Here is a 16,808-nt window from a genome sequence, read left to right on the forward strand (position 1 = left end):
ACGGCTACTTCAACTGCAACTTGATCTCCCGCGTGTGCGCCGTGGCCCGCAGCTCCGGCATGCCGCCATCGTTCACCTGCACCGACTCCGGCGTTCCCTGGAACGGGATGCGGGTGGAGGCCGACGACCGCGCCGGAATGCGCAGCCGCTCCGTGGCCGAGAGTTCGCCCGAGCGCACCGTCACCGGGATCTCCGCGGACGCGTCACCATCGTTGCGCACCTCGACCGCGACCAGATAACCCGGATTCTTGCCTGCGATCGCCGGCAGCGGATGCGGCGTCACGCCTATGATCGTCAGGTCCGGCAGGCTGCGGTCGCGGTTCACCCAGTCGTCGAAGAACCACGCGAGGTCGCGCTGCGAGACCTTTTCGAGCGTCCTCTGCATCGCCGCCGGCTCGCGGTCAAAGGCCGGATTGAGCGCCTCGCTTCGCCGGTAGGCCTGCAGCCCCTGCTTCAACAGGTCGTCGCCCAGGATGCCGCGCAACTGCCACCAGACTGCTGCGGCCTTGGCGCGAAAGAAGATCTCCGAGCTGGCGGCGATGAGCGGCTGTCCCGCATCGGAGCCCGCGTTCAGATCCGGCTCCGCCAGCGCGATCACATTCGACTGTTGCTGCAACTGCGAAATCGCTGCGGCGCGGCCATGCGCCTGTTCCGTTGCGACGAGGTTCATGAACTCCGCGACGCCCTCCTCGATCCACGGGTGCACCGACCGCAGGGACGCATGCGTCAGGCCGTGTACGAGGATTGGCGCCAGCTCCTCGGGCGTCGCCTTGGCGTGCAGCGGCGTAACCAGCAGAGCCTCATCCTCAAAGGTCTGGCCGGCGTGATCGAGCAGGAGCAGCGGGCTGATCGGCGTCGGCCCAAGCCAGTCGGCCACAAGCGGCTCCGCCTGCACGGCGGCCTCCTGGTAGGGCATCGCCGCGTCCGGCCGGTCGGTCATCGCGGAGACGAGCTGGTTGTCTCCTGTCTCCGGCAACTTGTCGACGACGAACAGATCTGGAATGCGGAAGCCGATGGTCCGTGTCGCAAAGCTGACCGTGGCGATGCCGTGCGTCTGCGAGATCACCTGGTCGTCGGTATTGGCCGTGTGGTCGAAGGGGCTGAGCACGCCGTCGAAGATCGCGTTGGCCGGCGGTTCGCCAACGTACTCCAGCGTGAGCCGCAGCCGGATTGTAGCGGAGGCGCCTTCAAGCCTCGTCTGTCCGAGCAGCGCGAAGAGCCGGTTGCCATCGCCGAGCAACGCCGCCGGCCGCGCGCATGGGTACCAGAGGACGTTGCCGAAGCCGCGCAGCGCCGTGGGCGCCTCGGTCTCGGCGGCTGAGATCTGGTCCCAGTCGCTCTGCGCCGCAACGGCCGGGGCGGCGCCGATCATCTCCAGCCGCGCGCCGGACTGCCTGATCTCACCCGCGTAAAACGTGGTCACAGTGAGACTTGCGCCCGGAGCGAGCGGCGCCGGCAAGGTCAGCACCGCCTCCTGCGCGTAGCCGGTGTGGTCCGCGTCGGTGGCGATGGGCGACTGGGTGAAGTTGAGCTTCTCCGCTCCGCTCGCCGTGCGCAGCGCGAAGCTCTGCCAGCGAAGCGTGCTTGAAAGCTGCAACGGAATGCGGCTGAGCGGCGTGCTGCCGGTGTTGCGCAGGGTCAGGGTCGCGTGCGCCTCGATCCTCGCGGCGGCGGGTGTGAGGTGCAGGTCGAGGTCATAACCGGAGACCGAGACTGTGGCTCGCTCGGCGTCCGTGACCGGTGTGCCGGGCGCTTCATCGCCGGCGGCAAGCGCCTTGACGAGCGGCACGGGCTGCGGAGCTGCGGCTGGGTCGGCGTCCGGGTCGGTGGAGCGGGAGAAGATGACCTTGCCTGCGGGGAGGTTCGTGGCAGGCTGAGATCCTGGCTGTTGTGTCGTCTCCTGCGCCACCAGGTTCGAGGCGAGCAACAGAAGGCAGGAGAAGACTGGTGCGAACGTGCGGAGTGACATCGGATTCCTTTACTTCTATTGGACGCCCCAACGGCGGAGTTGGAGCCTTGCCGCTCTTATGGATACCTGCACCGACCGCGTTGTTAAGGGCACGGCTGAAGCCGTGCCCTTAAACATGCCATCCGAGACAAAGCCCTTTAAGAAGCAGCCGTCTTACGAGCCCAGTCCCTTGCGCGGCTTCGCCGGTTTCTCGACCGGGGCTGGCGTCAGAGGACGCTGCCGCTGGCGCAGGGCTTCGTACATCACGACCGCCCCCGCGACCGACACATTCAGCGACGAGACGCTGCCCGCCATGGGAATGCGCAGCAGGTGGTCGCAGGTCTTCTTGACCAGGTCGTGCAGGCCCGAGCCCTCGGAGCCCAGCACCAGCACGCAGTCGGTGCTGGCGAAGTCGAACTCCGTATAGTCCGGCGTGCCGCGCTCGTCGAGTCCCAGCACCCACGTGTTCGCCTTCTTCAACTGCTCGAGCGAGCGGACGAGGTTGGTGATCCGCGCGATCGGCACATGCTCGCTGGCTCCGGCGGAGGTCTTCGCGACCACGCCGGTGATCGGCGCCGAGCGCCGTTCCGGCAACAGGACGCCGTCCACGCCCGCGCCATCGGCCGAGCGCAGCAGCGCACCCAGATTGTGCGGGTCTTCGACGCCGTCGAGCGCCAGGTAAAACTTCCTGCCGAAGCGCGCTGGCGCGGCGATCAGATCTTCGACCGCGAGAAACTTGCGTTCGCGCACCGCCGCCACCGCGCCCTGGTGCGCGTCGGTCTTCGCAAGACGGGTAAGCTGGTCTTTGCCTTCGAGCGAGACGCGTACGCCGGCGGCTTTGCACAGCTCGGCAAGCCGCTCCAGACGCGGGTTTCCGCGCTCGCGGGAGAGCAGAACATGATCGAGGCGGCGGCCGCCGGAGCGGATGGCCTCTTCCACCGGGTGGAGGCCGTAGAGAACTTCCATAAAGCCCAGTTTACCGCCTCGGCTGCCTCCAGTCGCGTCCGCGCGATGTATGATGAGATGAATTCCACTATTTGTACTTTGCACCGCGTCTTTTAAGAAGGAACAGGCGTCTTTATGGGTGTGAACATCACGCTACAAGCCGCGGTGGGCGATCTTGCTTTGAGCCAGCACATGGTTCAGCAGGAGAACGTCGCCATCGCCGACGGCCTGAAGCGGAACGATCCCGAGCTGCTCGACCAGCTCATTGAGCTCTACCAGCACCGCCTGCTGCGCTACCTGCTCTTCCTGACCGGCAAGCGCGAGGTCGCCGAGGATCTCTTCCAGGAGACCTGGATGCGCGTGCTGGTTCGCGGCGCGCAGTACAACGGCAAGGCTCGCTTCGACACCTGGCTCTTCACCATCGCGCGCAACCTGGTCATCGACCTCTCGCGCAAACGCACCATGGCCAGCCTGGACGAGATGTCGAGCGCCGGCGACGACGAACGCCCCTTTGAGATCGCCATGGACGCGCCCTCGCCCCTCGAACAGTTTTCCAGCCGCGAAAATCAGGCCGAGGTCGCCGAAGTTCTGATGCAGTTGGAGCCGAGCTACCGCGAGGTGCTGGTGCTCCGGTTTCACGAGGAGATGTCGCTCGAAGAGATCGCCGGCGTCACCCGCGCGCCGCTCTCGACGGTAAAGTCGCGGCTGTATCGCGGTCTTGCGGCATTGAAGCCACAGGTGGAAAAGCTGCGCAGTGCGCGGCCGCTTGCAGGCGGGGTGCGATGAATCCCAGCTCCCGGAAGAACGATCTGCAAAGCGCGGGCATGTCGGACTCCGATATGGGCATCCTGACCGGGAATGCGAGTACGCCGGGCGAGATGGCGCGCGCCGCCATGGTCAACCGAACGCATCGCGTGGTGCGCGAGCGTGCCCTGGTGATTCAGGCCCGGCGCAACAAGGTACGCAGTCTCTGGGTCCCGACTTTGATTTGTTCGGCGCTCGTCCTGATTCTCAGTACGGCGGTATGGGCGATTCTGGATCAGTACGAGCTGGAGCCTACGGGCATTCCAGACGCCAGCCAGCAGATTCTGGTTCTACTGTTGTGGTTTCTGCCGCTCTCGGCAGGTTTGCTCGCCATGGTGTGGTTTCGCAGATCTCGCCAGCAGATGGAAGAGGAGCAGCGGTAATGACGATGCCCTGGAAGCGTAGCACCGAGACGACGACCCGCGTTGAGACAAACGCCGAGGATAACCTCGGTCTGATTCCAAACTGGGCGATTCTACTCGCCATTGCCGTATTCGCCGCCGCGCAGTACCTGTTTCACGGCGTTCTGCCGCATCACAAGCACGAGATGCTGCCGATGCGGCTGCTCATGGGCTACTCCTGGGGCACGGCCTTCGCCAGCTACGTGCTCCTTGTCGGCTACGTCAGCCGCGATGTGCTGCGGCGCAACATGCCGCGCGGGCTGTGGATGCTCGTCGTGATTGTCATGCCGGGCGGCATCGGCGCGGTGGTCTACTTCCTGTTGCGCCAGCCGATGCTGACGCGCTGCCCGCATTGCTCGTCCGAGATCGCCTCGCAGTATCACTTCTGCCCACAGTGCCAGTTTCAGCTCGCGCCGGTCTGCGGACAATGCTTCCGCGGCGTCGAGATCACCGATGTCTACTGCAAGCAGTGCGGCCACGACCTCGCCGAGGATCAGGCGCCTTCACGGCTGCGCGCTTTTCACGACTAGGCTCTTTCGTGATTAACTCGTAGCATGGCGCTGAGAGCCCTGATCGTCGACGATGAGCCGCTGGCAAGGCAGGAGTTGCAGTATCTGCTGGAGTCGGCTGGCGGCGTCGATGTGCTGGCGACCGGCAGCAACGGGATCGAAGCAGTGGAACTGGTCCGCATCCACCGTCCGGATGTCCTCTTTCTCGACGTTCAGATGCCCGGTCTCGACGGATTCGGCGTCCTCAAGATGCTCATCGAACGCAAGGTTCGACTGCCGCAGGTGGTCTTTGCGACGGCCTTCGATCAATACGCCGTGCGCGCATTCGAGGTGAACGCGGTCGATTATCTGCTGAAGCCCTTCGATCGCGGACGCGTGCTGCAGACCATCGAGAAGGCCAGCACCCGGGCCCTGGCAGCCGCGCCGCACGACCATCCGGCTGAACCTCAGACCGAATCGCAGATCGAGTCCCAGACCGAGGCGAAGCTCGACGCCCTTCTGCGCCTTGTCGGCGAGGCGCAGGCGCCGCGCGCGCCACGCAGTAAGGTGGTCGTCCGCGCGCAGAGCCGGCTTCTGCTGGTCGATCAGCGCGAGATCTGCTTTGCTTCGATCGACGACGGCGCCATCTCCGTCGTGACCCCACAGATCGAGGGCCAGTCGAACTGCCGCACCCTCGAAGATCTTATGGATCAGCTCGATCCCGAGACCTTCTGGCGCGCGCATCGCTCGTATGTGGTGAATATACAGCACATACGCGAGGTTGTGCCGTGGTTCAAATCCAGCTACCAGCTTCGCATGGACGATCCGAAGAAGACCGAGATTCCGGTCGCGCGCACCCAGACCAAGCGCCTGCGCGAGCTCTTCAATCTGTAGGAAAATTTTTCTTTCCCAAATTAGAAAAAAATAAGCAAAAATGTACCAAATAAGGTAACCTCTTCAGGTAACCAAAAGTAACCAAATTGCATCCGCGAGCACATAGAGCTTCATGCTGCTACGCAAATTGGAGCTACCGATGAACCGTCAGAACCGCGCACTGTCCATGGTCGAACGCAGCATGGAAGAGGCCAGACTCACGCAACCCATCCTGCCGCCCATCGCACAGGTGGAGCAGGCGTGTTTTCTGCACCTTGAGAACATGCCCACGAACCTCGAAATCGCTCCCGGAACCGTGCTCGTCGAGCAGGGCGCGCATCCCCGGGCGGTCTCGCTGCTTGCGCGCGGGTTGGTGCGTCTGGTCGTGGTCGACGACGAAGGACGGCAGACGACGCTTGGCCTGCGCAGCACCGGCTGGTATGCGGGCGCGGTGCAGGCGATTATGAATGCCGCAAGTCCGTACACAGTCGTTGCGGTGACGAGCTGTAGCATCTCCTCCATTCCGGCCGTGGAATTCTCACTGAAGCTGACGCAGAACGCGACGTTGATGCAGCACTTCGTCGCTGTGCTGTGCAACGAGGTCAGCGCCCAGACCGGCGCCTCCACCGGCAATGGAACGTTGTCGTTTCCGGCCTGTCCGGAGATGAAGATGGGGGAGCGGCGCCCGATCGCTCGCGCCAGAATGCCGCGGACGAAGTCGCAGCTTGCCTGGCTGGAGTTCGCGCAAGGCGCCTAGCCTGCCAAGGCGCGTCGCGCGGCGTGAAAGCCGCACATGCCATGCACGCCGCCGCCCGGCGGGGTGGACGAGCTACAGAGAAAGATCGCCGGATCGCTCGTTCCGTACGCCCGGTGGGTTGGGCGCAGCAGCATCTGCGCCGGGGTCATCGCGCCACCGGAGAGATCGCCTCCGACGAGGTTCGGGTTCCACGACTCCAGCTCCGCCGTCGAATGCGTGCGCCGGGCAAGGATGCAGTCGCGGAAGCCTGGCGCGAATCGCTCCATCTGGGCTTCGATCGCCTCCGTCCGGTCAAGCGTCGAGCCGTTCGGCACGTGCGCGTAACCCCATGCGACGGCCTTCCCTGCCGGCGCCCGCGAGGGATCGCAGACGCTGGGCTGGACCACCAGGACGAAGGGTCTGTCCGCGTGGCGTCCTTCGAAGGACGCTGCCTCCGCTGCGACGATCTCCTCCATACTGCCGCCGACGTGGACCGTCGCAGCCAGCCGGCAGACCGGCGAGGCCCACGGAATCGCCTCCGACAGCGCCCAGTCCACCTTGAACACGCCGGGACCGGGCCGGAAGCGGCGCAGGTTGCGGCGGAAGACCGGCGTCAATCGATCCCCCGCAATGCGTTCGAGGGCCGGGACTCCGGTGTCGAAGAAGAACGCGTCGGCGGGCGGCAGGTCGTCCAGACGTTCCACAAGGACGCCGGTGTGAATCTCTCCGCCGAGTGTCCTAAGGTGAGCGGCGAGCGCATCCGCGAGCGACTGCGCTCCACCGGCAGCGACCGGCCAGCCGGTGGTGTGTCCGGCAGCGCCAAGCACCAGCCCGACCGCCGCGCTCAACGGCGCGTCGAGCGGCATGACCGAGTGCGCGGCACATCCGGCGAAGAGCGCGCGGGCTCGGCCGCCGGTAAAGCGGCCGCGCGCGAGATTCGTCGCCGACTCGAGCGCCGAAAGGCCGAACCGCGCGAGCGCCAGCGGATGCCTCGGCAGGTGGGCGATGGGCGCGAGAATCTCCGGCACAAGACGATCCCACTCCTCCGCCAGTGGACCAAAGAGGCGGCGCCACTGCCGCCCGTCGCTCTGGCCAAGCTGCTGCGGCATCTCGCCCAGCGCAGGCTCCAGCGCGACTGCGGCCCCGCCCTCCAGCGGATGCGCAAGCGGCAGCTCCGGAGCGATCCAGCGGAATCCGTATCTACATAAAGGCAGCGAGCGGAAGAACGGCGACGCCACGCCCATCGGGTAGGCTGAAGATCCGAGGTCGTGGCGAAAACCCGGCAGCGTCAGCTCCGCGCTGGAGCAGCCGCCGCCGATGCGATCATTCGCCTCGAAGACTTGCACCTGCACCCCGGCCGCGGCGAGGGTGATCGCCGCCGCAAGGCCGTTCGGGCCGGAGCCGATGATATTTGCGGTTCGCATCGTCGAACCAGTGTGACAGATGTCTCAGTGATGCGGCTGCTGGACGGGCTGAAGCAGAGGCGTCAGACAGGTACAGAAGCAGATTCCCTGCGGGAATGACAAACAGAGGACAGAATGCGGCAAGGCCAAGGCAAACGCCGAAGCGAGAGCTACGCCGGGGTAGCGCGCAGCTCTTCGCCAAGGATGATGGCCTCGGCGATCTCGCGGATGGGGCGGCGCTTCTGGCGGCTCAGCTTCTGCAGCGTCAGGTAGGCGTTCTCCTCATCCACCTGGAGCTGGCGCTGGATGATGCCCTTGGCCCGCTCCATGATCTTGCGGGTTTCGAGCTGCCGCTGCATCTCCATGCGCTCGCTTTCGATGCGGGCCAGCTCCAGCTCCGCGCCGACCAGGAAGCCGATAGTGGTGATGACGCGAATCTCGCGCTCGGTGTGGTGGTGCGGCTGGCGGTGCTGCAGGTTGATGACGCCCACGACGCGGCTGCGACAGAGGATCGGCACCGAGAGGAAGGCCTCGAAGCGATCCTCAGGCAGATCGTTGAACATCAGGAAGCGTGCGTCGGTCCAGGCGTGGCGCGCGATGGCGACGGTCTGGCGATGCTCCGCCACCCAGCCCGTGATGCCCTCGCCCATCTGCAGGCCGAGCCGGTTCAGCAGGTCGGAGTGCGGGTTGCGCGAGGCGCGCAGGACGAGCTTTTCGCCCTGTGCGATGTAGACCAGGCATGAGTCGCAGCGGACGAGGTCCGCGATGAAGTCGAGAACGCGGTCCATGATCGACTCGATCGGGTCCGCCGCCGCGAGGCGATGACCGATCTCGTGGAGGAAGTCCATGTCGCGAGAGGTTTCGAGCTGTTCCGCCAAAAGGTCCATAGATCCCCCGAAGGTTAATGCTGCAGGAAGCGCCGGCTTGGTGGTTGCGTGTATGGAAACTGACCCGTTCATTCGGAGATCACCTCACAATATTCAGCCGTCGGAGGGCAGGAGCAGAAGAGATTCCGGTCCCCGTAGGCGTTATCGATGCGATTGACTGGAGCCCAATACTTGTCCATCCTGCGTGTGTTTGCGGGGTAGCAGCCCTCGGCCCGCGTGTAAACCCGGTCCCAGACCTCATCGACCAGGTCGGGAATGGTGTGAGGCGCGAAGTGCAGCGGGCTTTCGTCCGCCGTCCAGCGGCCGCTCTCGATCTGGCGAATCTCGTCGCGCATAGCGATCATGGCGTCGCAGAAGCGGTCGATCTCGGCCTTGGACTCGGACTCGGTCGGCTCGACCATCAGCGTGCCGGCGACCGGGAAGCTCATCGTCGGCGCGTGGAAGCCGTAGTCGATCAGGCGCTTGGCGAGATCGTCGACGCTGACGCCGAAGCTGGCCTTGAGCGGACGCGTGTCCAGAATGCACTCGTGCGCGACGCGTCCGTGTTCGTTCTTGTAGAGCGTCGGGTAGTGGCCTTCGAGCCGCTTGGCGATGTAGTTCGCGCTGAGAATCGCCGTCTGCGTCGCAAGGGTCAGCCCCTCGCCGCCCATGAGAAGAATGTACGCCCAGGAGATGACGAGGATCGAAGCCGAACCGATGGGCGCCGCCGAAACCGGTCCAACCGGGCTGTTGGGCGAGGTCTGCGGATGACCCGGCAGATACGGCGCAAGGTGTGCGCGGACGCCGATGGGTCCAACGCCCGGGCCGCCGCCGCCGTGCGGGATGCAGAAGGTCTTGTGCAGGTTCAGGTGGCTGACGTCCGCGCCGAACTTGCCCGGATAGACCACGCCGACCTGCGCGTTCAGATTGGCGCCGTCGAGGTAGACCTGTCCGCCGCACTCGTGGACGATCTCGCAGATCTCGCGGACTCGTTCTTCAAACACGCCGTGCGTCGAGGGGTAAGTGATCATGACTGCCGCGAGGATGTCCGCGTAGTGCTTCGCCTTCTCGCGCAGGTCTTCGACATCGACGTTTCCGCGCTCGTCGCACTTCACGCCGACGACCTCCATCGACGCCATCTGCGCCGAGGCGGGGTTGGTGCCGTGAGCCGAGGCCGGGATCAGGCAGATCTTGCGATGACCCTCGCCGCGGCTCTCGTGGTAGGCGTTGATCGCCAGCAGGCCGGCGTACTCACCCTGCGCGCCGGAGTTCGGCTGGAAGGAGAAGGCGTCGTAGCCGGTGATGGCGCAAAGCTGCTTTTCAAGCGCCGCTGCCAGTTCGGCGTAGCCCGCGGCCTGGTCCGCCGGAGCGAACGGGTGCAGGTTGCCGAACTCCGGCCAGGTGACCGGAATCATCTCGGTCGTCGCGTTCAGCTTCATGGTGCAGGAGCCGAGCGGAATCATCGCGCGGTCCAGCGCCAGATCGCGATCCGCCAGACGCCGCATGTAGCGCAGCATCTCGGTCTCGGAGTGGTACTGGTTGAAGACAGGATGCGTCAGGAACTTGCTGGTGCGCTTCAGGTTCGCGGGCAGCGCCTCGGTCGCGACGACGTCCGCATACTTCGGAGCCGCGCCGAACAGCGCCCAGATCGCCTCGACGATGGCCGGGGTGGTGGTCTCGTCGAGCGAGATGCCGATCTTGTCGCCCGACGGATACTGGCGAACATTCATCCCGGCGGCCAACGCGGCGGCGACGATATCCGCGGTCCTGGCGCCGGTCTTGATCGTGAGGGTGTCGAAGAAGGCGGTCGTCTCAACGGCCACGCCGAGCGACGCGAGGCCGGCGGCGAGCTTCGCGGTCACGCCGTGTACCTGCGCGGCGATTCCCTTCAGACCCTCCGGTCCGTGGTAGACCGCGTACATGCCGGCCATCACGGCCAGCAGCACCTGAGCGGTACAGATGTTCGAGGTCGCCTTCTCGCGGCGAATGTGCTGCTCGCGCGTCTGCAGCGCGAGGCGGTAGGCCTGGTTGCCGCGCGCGTCGATCGAGACGCCGACCAGGCGGCCGGGCAGCGAGCGCTTGAAGTCGTCGCGCGTGGCGAGGAAGGCGGCGTGCGGTCCGCCGTAGCCCATCGGGACGCCGAAGCGCTGCGTGGAGCCGATGGCCATATCGGCGCCCAGCTCGCCGGGCGAGGTCAGCAGCGTCAGCGCGAGCGGATCGGCAGCCATGACAGCCACCGCGCCGGCCGCGTGCAGGGCGGCGATCACCTTGCGGTAGTCGACGATCTGGCCGCCAGTGCCGGGATACTGCAGGATTGCGCCGAAGACCTCGGTCGGCTCGAGGTCAAGCTCCGGGTCGCCGATGACGAGCGTCCAGCCGAAGGGCTTCGAACGCGTCTGCATGACCGCGATGGTCTGCGGATGACAGTTTTTGTCGACGAAGAACGCCGTCTTCTTGGACTTCGAACCGCGCTGCGCCATCGCCATGGCTTCGGCGGCGGCGGTCGCTTCGTCGAGCAGCGAGGCATTGGCGATGTCGAGGCCGGTCAGGTCGCAGACCATGGTCTGGAAGTTGATGAGCGCCTCGAGGCGGCCCTGGCTGATCTCCGGCTGATAGGGCGTGTAGGCCGTGTACCAGGCGGGATTTTCGAGGATATTGCGCTGAATGACGCCCGGGACCAGCGTGCCGTAGTAGCCCTGACCGATCAGCGAGGTCATGACCTTATTCTTCGCCGCCACGGTCCTGAGATAGGCGAGCGTCTCGGGCTCGGTCAGCGCCGGGCCGATGTCGAGCGGCTCGGGGTGCAGGATCGACGACGGAACCGCCTGCGCGATCAGCTCGTCGAGACTCTCCACGCCGATCGCCTGCAGCATCTCCTCGATGCCGGTGCGCGTGGGCCCGATGTGCCGCTTCGCGAAGGAATCCAATGCTTTAAGAGCCTGAGTCGTATCCTGTGCCATTGCCTAGCCTGCCTTCCGCGAACCCTGTACCGGATTCTGCCCTGTAAGTTGGAAACATCGGGAAACAGGAGCGCATGCGCAAATGCTCCGGGCAGGTTTCACCGGAGTCAGCGATAACGCGAATTGTGTCGTGAAAGCCCCTGCCACCATGGACGCATACCTCTCGAAGCCGACGAGTCGGCTTTCAAGTGCGCCCCTTCTGTCTCTTTGCCTGAGAGAATTATCCCGTCGGCGGACGCCTTACGGCGCCTCTCTCCAGAAGTTGTGTTCGCTAACGCGGTCCTTTTGCCTGAGAGTTTCCGGGGCGGTTGCTCCTTCGGCGTCGACTGGTCGATCTCTCCCGCGATAGCGTTGCTTTTGCCGGTAAGGATAGGACAACCACCCTCCCGCGCTGTCTTGAATCTAGCGTGAATTCTCGATGCAGGCAAACAAAAAGTTGAGATTGCCCTAAGGTTGTTGCAGGACGAGCGTTTTTCCTGCACCTGCGCTTTCCGCATGCACCTTTTATGCAATCCGGCGTCCGGGGTGTACCTTACGTCTATGAAGTTGGACCTTATCGACTGCTCGATCCTCGGCGCGCTGCAGCAGGATGCGCGCATTCCCATGGCGGAGCTGGGCCGCCGCGTCGGCCTCTCCACGCCCGCGGTGATCGAGCGTGTACGCAAGCTCGAAGACGCGAAGGTGATCCTTGGCTACCATGCCGAGATCGCGCCGCAGCAGGTAGGTCTGCCTCTGCATGCGTTCATCAAAGTGACGGTCTCGGGCGAGCAGCTCCCGCGATTCGCCGAGATTGTGAAGCGCGTGCCGGAGGTGCGGCAGTGCCACCGTGTGACCGGCGCCGAGTCGTATCTGGTGCAGGTCGCCGCGCGGGACATCGGTCACCTGGAGCACATTATCGACTCGCTGGCGCCGTACGTGGCGACGCAGACGTCCCTGGTGTTGGCGTCGGTGATCGGGTGGAATCCGGTGATTCCGCGGGAGGAGTAAGTTTTCTTGCTCGTCTGTTCTTGCTTGTGTGTTTTCTGTCACCTCCCTCAGGGAGTCCGCTTTTGTGTCTCTCCATGCCAGCGCGAGGAATAGGCGCACCGCAAAGAAAAAAGCGGACCTTGCGAAGATGACAAACAGAAAAGCAAAGAGGCCGATTCACCGCAAAATTTAAGGCTTTTCACCGTCACAAAAACATTTCGCCCATGTATTTACCTTCGTGGCTTGCCTACAGTAGATAACATGGTTACCGCAACCACATCCATCCCCCCCGCCATCGCTGCGCGTCTCGACGGCCTCGCCCAGGTCGTGGGCAATACGCCGCTTCTGGCTGTCGACTTTCTGTACAACGGCCAGTCTCGCACCATCTACGCGAAGTCCGAGCAGATGAACCTGACCGGCAGCATCAAGGACCGGATGGTGATGCACATTCTGCGCGACGGCTACCGCTCCGGCGCGTTGAAGTCCGGCGACACCATCGCCGAGGCGACCAGCGGCAACACCGGCATCGCATGCGCCGCGCTGGGCCGCGCCCTGGGGCATCCCGTGTCGATCTTCATGCCGGACTGGATGAGCCGCGAACGGCGACAGTTGATCGAAAGCTATGGCGCGACCATCATCCCGATCAGCCGCGAACAGGGCGGATTCCTCGGCAGCATCGACCTGTGCGAGAGGATGAAGCGCGAGATTCCCAACGTCTTCCTGCCGCGCCAGTTCTCGAACGCGGCCAATCTGGAGGCGCACTTCACCGGCACCGGACCCGAAATCTGGATGCAACTGCAGCGCCAGGGGCTTGCGCCGGACGCCTTCGTCGCGGGCGTGGGCACGGGCGGCACGGTGATGGGTACGGGCAAGTTCCTCCGGACGGTTGCGCCCGGAATCAAGATTCACCCGGTCGAACCGGCGGAGTCCCCGACGCTTTCGACCGGCCACAAGGTTGGTTCGCACCGCATTCAGGGCATATCGGACGACTTCATTCCGGAGATCGTCGACTTCACGCAGTTGAACGAGGTGCTGTCGATCTCGGATGGCGACTCGATCCTGATGGCGCAGAAGCTGGCCGGCAAGCTCGGTCTCGGAGTGGGCATCTCGTCCGGCTGCAACTTCCTGGCGGCCGTGCGGGCGCAGGAGCGGCTGGGCGCGGAGGCGGTCGTCGTCACGGTCTTCTGCGACGACAACAAAAAGTATCTGAGCACGGCGCTGATGGCGGAGGAACCGGTGAAGTCCGGCTACCTCTCGCCCGAAATCGAGCTGCTCGGCTTCCGCTCCTATCCGCGCTGCATCCACTAAACATCGGGACCGTCTACTGGGCCGCAGTCTTTACCGGCGCGGCCTTCTTGGCTGCTTTTTTGGCGGCCTGCTTCGCCGGCGTCTTCACTGCCTTCGCCGCAACCCGGGCAGCCTTTTTAACCGCCGCCCAGCGCTTCTTCTGCGCGGCGACGATCCGGGCCTTGCCCTCGGCGGACATCTGCCGCTTTACCGGAGCTGCGGGGGAGGGCTTTGCCGCCTTGGCCGCCTTCACCGCGCTGTTGACGGCGGAGGCCGTCAGGCTGGGGCCAACCTCGGACAGAATGGCGCGTACCTGTTGTAGCTTTAGAATCTCTGCGTCCAGTGCTGCAACCATCGCTTCCGTCTGCATGTCGATGTATACCCTCATTTGGCAGCATATGCTAGGCAAAGGTCTACCGGCGCACGAACTTGCCTGGGGTTCCGATCTGGGTTCCCAGCGCAGCTCTTGTCGCTAAGGTAGTTCCGGGGGCAGGGATTCGATCTCGCCCAGAAGCGGCTTGCGGTTATGCGTCGCGATGCGATGCGCGAGGAAGACGACCCCGCCAACGCCGGTGACCGAGACCAGCAACCAGGCATGCAGCGCAATGCCGAAGACCGCGGCCTGCGCCGGCTCCGCGCCATGGCTGACGTAGGCCGCGCGCACCGCCCACTCGAACGTGCCGATCGCGCCCGGCGAGCTGGGAATCAGGTACGAGAGGTTCGCGATCGACACCGCCTGCCACGCGCCGATGCTGTCCGTGACGAAGCCCAGCGCCTTCGCGCCCGAGACGTAGATCATGCCCTCGCACGCCCAGATCACGGCCGATTGCACCAGCAGCAGCAGCGAGCCAGGCACGCCGATCTGGCGCAGGCAGTCGATCGCGAGCAGCAGCCAGTGCTCGGCCTTGGCGAAGAGCCCCGTTTGAGGAAGCCGCTGAAAGAGCGCGCGCACCGGGCCTTCGAGGCGCGGCGCGCCCAGCAGCAGCACCAGCAGGCCAGTGGCCGAGACGCCCAGCATCGTCTCCGCCAGCACCCGCGAGTGCGCCGAGACGCCCGGTCCCATGAACGCGACGAACAGCAGCACGAGGATAAAGATGTCGAGCAGCTTTTCGAGGATCACCGTACTCAGGATCACCGACGGCGAGGCGCCCAGGTCGTCCGCATAGGTGAAGCAGCGCATGACGTCGCCGATACGCAGCGGCAAAATATTGTTCGCCGCCTGCGAGACGAGCAGCACGCGCGCGCAGGTCTTCAGGCTCGCGCGGGCGCCACGCATCATCGCGGCCCAGCGGACGCAGCGCAGACTGTAACTGGCAAAGGTGAAGCCGACGACGCCCACGATCCACAGCGGGCTGGCAAAGTGCAGTTCGCGGATCTCCGCAAAGGAGATTTTGTGGAAGGTGAACCAGAGAAAGAAGCCGCTGATGAGCAGACCGGGGATGATCTTCAGCAGATCGCGTCCACGAGTTTTACTCATGCCAACTCCCGGGACGGCTCATCGCGATGGGTAAAAGGAAAATGGCGGAGAGAGAGGGATTCGAACCCCCGGTACCCGTAAAGGTACGTCTGATTTCGAGTCAGGTGCATTCAACCGGGCTCTGCCATCTCTCCGCATTGTGCCGCAAGGGCGTGTACGGGTGAAACTCGCGAACACGGGACTGTGTCAGCGTACAAACGTCTCCCCACTTTCAAAATTTTACCGGTTCGACGCCGGAAGTGCAATGGCCCCGGTCGAGCGATTGTGTGCAGCTGCATGGCGCCTCTTGAAACCGCACTTCCTCCCGACCGGCGCCAGGGACAAAACTCGGCATCTCACTGGAGATGACGGCCTGGATGGGTCTAAGCTGGTAAGGGGCCGCCGGAACAGATTCAGGTCCAACTTCGAGCGTCAGGAGTCTTCTCGCCAAAACGAATGCCCTCACCCGCCACGCACGCCGACCTTCCGACCGTACCCACCAAACGCGCGTTGCTGCTGCGCGACGGCTTCACCTTCCTGACGCTGCTCTGCGTCACGATGGTGCTCTTCGGACTGACATGGACGCTCTTTCGCAGCTTCGAATCGCATCGCGAGGAGCTGGCCGTGCGCTGGTCCGAGCGTGGCCGCGAGGCGCTCGCGCAGGGCAAGCCGGCGGAGGCCATCGTCGCGTTGCGCACCGCGCTCTCCTACGCGCCCGGCGACTACGGCAATGAGCTGCTGCTGGCCGAGGCGCTTGGCGCGGCGGGCCACACGGACGAGGCGACCGCCTACTTTCTGGGCCTGTGGGAGTCTCGGCCCGGCGACGGCTACCTCAATCTGCAACTGGCGCGGCTGGCCCGGCGCGCCAAAAATCCCACCGCCGCCATCGACTACTACCGCGCGGCGATCTTCGGAAGCTGGCCCGGACAGGCCGTGCAGCGCCGCCGCGAGATACGGCTGGAGCTGGCCGGCTTTCTGGTCGAGCGCCACGACCCAGCCGCCGCCCGCGCCGAGCTGCTGATCGCGGCCAGCAACGCCGACGACGACCCGGCGCTGGCCGTGACGCTGGGCGACGCGCTGCTGCGCGCCTCCGACCCGGCCGACGCCATGACCTACTACCGCAAGGCGATCGCGCGTCAGCCGCACAACCGCGCCGCGCTCGAACGCGCCGGGCGCCTGGCCTTCGACTCCGGCGACTTTCCCACGGCGCACGATCTGCTCGCCCGCGCCGAGCGCGAACCGGCGCTGCCGGTGGAGGGTCAGCCGCCGGTTGCGAAGCTGATCGCCGACTCCAGCCGCCTGCTCCAGTTGGACCTCTCGCGGTCGCTGCCCGCGCGGGAGCGGGTAGAGCATCTGCTGGAAGCGTCCGAGATCGCGCGCCGGCGTCTCGATGCATGCTCCTCGCAGCTCGGCGCGCCGGCGCCGCTGCTGGCCCTGAGCGCGCGCTGGACGCCGCTGACGCCAGCCGCCGAGCGCAGGTCGCTCGCGCACGATGAAGACATGCCCGACGCCGTCGCCCAGTTGATCGGCGACACCGAACGCGCCACCGCGCAGCTCTGCGGCGCGCCCACCGGCGACGACGCGCTGCTGCTGCGGCTCGCGGGGCCGGAGTAATGCGAATCACGCAATGTCCCAGGCAGGAACAGACGCCAACAAAGCGACTCGGAATGACAGG

Annotated in this window: 15 protein-coding genes, 1 tRNA gene and 1 riboswitch; of the genes, 8 read left to right on the top strand and 8 right to left on the bottom strand. The window is 65.0% G+C overall.

All coding sequences use genetic code 11. The features are described 5' to 3' along the window. Nucleotides 1-4: 4 nt before the first annotated feature. Together CHB87_RS13750 and rlmB are read right to left on the bottom strand one after the other, a co-directional pair. Nucleotides 5-1,969: a M1 aminopeptidase family protein gene (locus tag CHB87_RS13750; protein ID WP_089409002.1), complete on the bottom strand. Its 1,965-nt coding sequence runs from the start codon at nucleotides 1,967-1,969 to the stop codon at nucleotides 5-7. A gap of 153 nt (nucleotides 1,970-2,122) precedes the next feature. Further along, nucleotides 2,123-2,914: a 23S rRNA (guanosine(2251)-2'-O)-methyltransferase RlmB gene (gene rlmB, locus CHB87_RS13755; RefSeq protein WP_089409003.1), complete on the bottom strand. Its 792-nt coding sequence runs from the start codon at nucleotides 2,912-2,914 to the stop codon at nucleotides 2,123-2,125. A 171-nt stretch (nucleotides 2,915-3,085) separates the two neighbouring features. Here rlmB and CHB87_RS13760 point away from each other — a divergent pair, with 171 nt between their 5' ends. From CHB87_RS13760 to CHB87_RS13780, 5 genes are all read left to right on the top strand, one after another. Next, on the top strand, nucleotides 3,086-3,679 hold the full coding sequence (locus tag CHB87_RS13760) for an RNA polymerase sigma factor (protein WP_245817999.1): 594 nt from the start codon (nucleotides 3,086-3,088) through the stop codon (nucleotides 3,677-3,679). Continuing rightward, complete coding sequence (locus CHB87_RS13765; RefSeq protein WP_089409005.1) at nucleotides 3,676-4,080, top strand: hypothetical protein; 405 nt, start codon at nucleotides 3,676-3,678, stop codon at nucleotides 4,078-4,080. The genes CHB87_RS13760 and CHB87_RS13765 overlap by 4 nt, the downstream gene beginning before the upstream one ends. Beyond that, nucleotides 4,080-4,628: a zinc ribbon domain-containing protein gene (locus CHB87_RS13770; RefSeq protein ID WP_342743566.1), complete on the top strand. Its 549-nt coding sequence runs from the start codon at nucleotides 4,080-4,082 to the stop codon at nucleotides 4,626-4,628. Before CHB87_RS13765 ends, CHB87_RS13770 begins: the two co-directional genes overlap by 1 nt. A gap of 24 nt (nucleotides 4,629-4,652) precedes the next feature. After that, nucleotides 4,653-5,480, top strand: a complete 828-nt coding sequence (locus tag CHB87_RS13775; RefSeq protein WP_089409006.1) for a LytR/AlgR family response regulator transcription factor — start codon at nucleotides 4,653-4,655, stop codon at nucleotides 5,478-5,480. 139 nt (nucleotides 5,481-5,619) lie between these two features. Further along, nucleotides 5,620-6,216, top strand: a complete 597-nt coding sequence (locus CHB87_RS13780; protein WP_176441761.1) for a Crp/Fnr family transcriptional regulator — start codon at nucleotides 5,620-5,622, stop codon at nucleotides 6,214-6,216. Here the strand turns inward: CHB87_RS13780 and CHB87_RS13785 are convergent. From CHB87_RS13785 to gcvP, 3 genes are all read right to left on the bottom strand, one after another. Further along, nucleotides 6,213-7,619: a phytoene desaturase family protein gene (locus tag CHB87_RS13785; protein ID WP_089409008.1), complete on the bottom strand. Its 1,407-nt coding sequence runs from the start codon at nucleotides 7,617-7,619 to the stop codon at nucleotides 6,213-6,215. The two genes, CHB87_RS13780 and CHB87_RS13785, sit on opposite strands and share 4 nt — an antisense overlap. Nucleotides 7,620-7,768: 149 nt before the next feature. After that, entirely contained in the window at nucleotides 7,769-8,485 is a 717-nt protein-coding gene (locus tag CHB87_RS13790) for a GAF and ANTAR domain-containing protein (RefSeq protein WP_089409009.1), read from the bottom strand. A gap of 68 nt (nucleotides 8,486-8,553) precedes the next feature. Further along, nucleotides 8,554-11,424, bottom strand: coding sequence for an aminomethyl-transferring glycine dehydrogenase (gene gcvP / locus CHB87_RS13795; protein WP_089409010.1), 2,871 nt, complete (start codon nucleotides 11,422-11,424; stop codon nucleotides 8,554-8,556). Nucleotides 11,425-11,691: 267 nt separating this feature from the next. Beyond that, a riboswitch (glycine riboswitch) is annotated at nucleotides 11,692-11,777 on the bottom strand. Nucleotides 11,778-11,964: 187 nt separating this feature from the next. On the opposite strand from gcvP, the gene CHB87_RS13800 reads away from it, so the two are divergent. Continuing rightward, complete coding sequence (locus CHB87_RS13800; RefSeq protein ID WP_089409011.1) at nucleotides 11,965-12,411, top strand: Lrp/AsnC family transcriptional regulator; 447 nt, start codon at nucleotides 11,965-11,967, stop codon at nucleotides 12,409-12,411. Between the two features lie 240 nt (nucleotides 12,412-12,651). Then, nucleotides 12,652-13,698, top strand: coding sequence for a PLP-dependent cysteine synthase family protein (locus CHB87_RS13805; RefSeq protein WP_089409012.1), 1,047 nt, complete (start codon nucleotides 12,652-12,654; stop codon nucleotides 13,696-13,698). 13 nt (nucleotides 13,699-13,711) lie between these two features. Here the strand turns inward: CHB87_RS13805 and CHB87_RS13810 are convergent, their stop codons facing one another. The 3 genes from CHB87_RS13810 to CHB87_RS13820 all read right to left on the bottom strand — a co-directional run bounded on the left by CHB87_RS13810 (nucleotide 13,712) and on the right by CHB87_RS13820 (nucleotide 15,288). Further along, nucleotides 13,712-14,047: a hypothetical protein gene (locus CHB87_RS13810; protein ID WP_176441762.1), complete on the bottom strand. Its 336-nt coding sequence runs from the start codon at nucleotides 14,045-14,047 to the stop codon at nucleotides 13,712-13,714. 102 nt (nucleotides 14,048-14,149) lie between these two features. Next, on the bottom strand, nucleotides 14,150-15,154 hold the full coding sequence (locus CHB87_RS13815; protein ID WP_089409013.1) for a lysylphosphatidylglycerol synthase transmembrane domain-containing protein: 1,005 nt from the start codon (nucleotides 15,152-15,154) through the stop codon (nucleotides 14,150-14,152). A gap of 42 nt (nucleotides 15,155-15,196) precedes the next feature. Next, a tRNA-Ser gene (locus tag CHB87_RS13820) sits at nucleotides 15,197-15,288 on the bottom strand. A gap of 301 nt (nucleotides 15,289-15,589) precedes the next feature. Here CHB87_RS13820 and CHB87_RS13825 point away from each other — a divergent pair. Then, the gene (locus CHB87_RS13825) at nucleotides 15,590-16,747 is read left to right on the top strand and encodes a tetratricopeptide repeat protein (protein ID WP_089409014.1); all 1,158 of its coding nucleotides are present in this window, start codon (nucleotides 15,590-15,592) and stop codon (nucleotides 16,745-16,747) included. The last annotated feature ends 61 nt before the right edge of the window (nucleotides 16,748-16,808 follow it).

This window comes from Granulicella rosea (assembly GCF_900188085.1).
GTDB lineage: Bacteria > Acidobacteriota > Terriglobia > Terriglobales > Acidobacteriaceae > Edaphobacter > Edaphobacter rosea.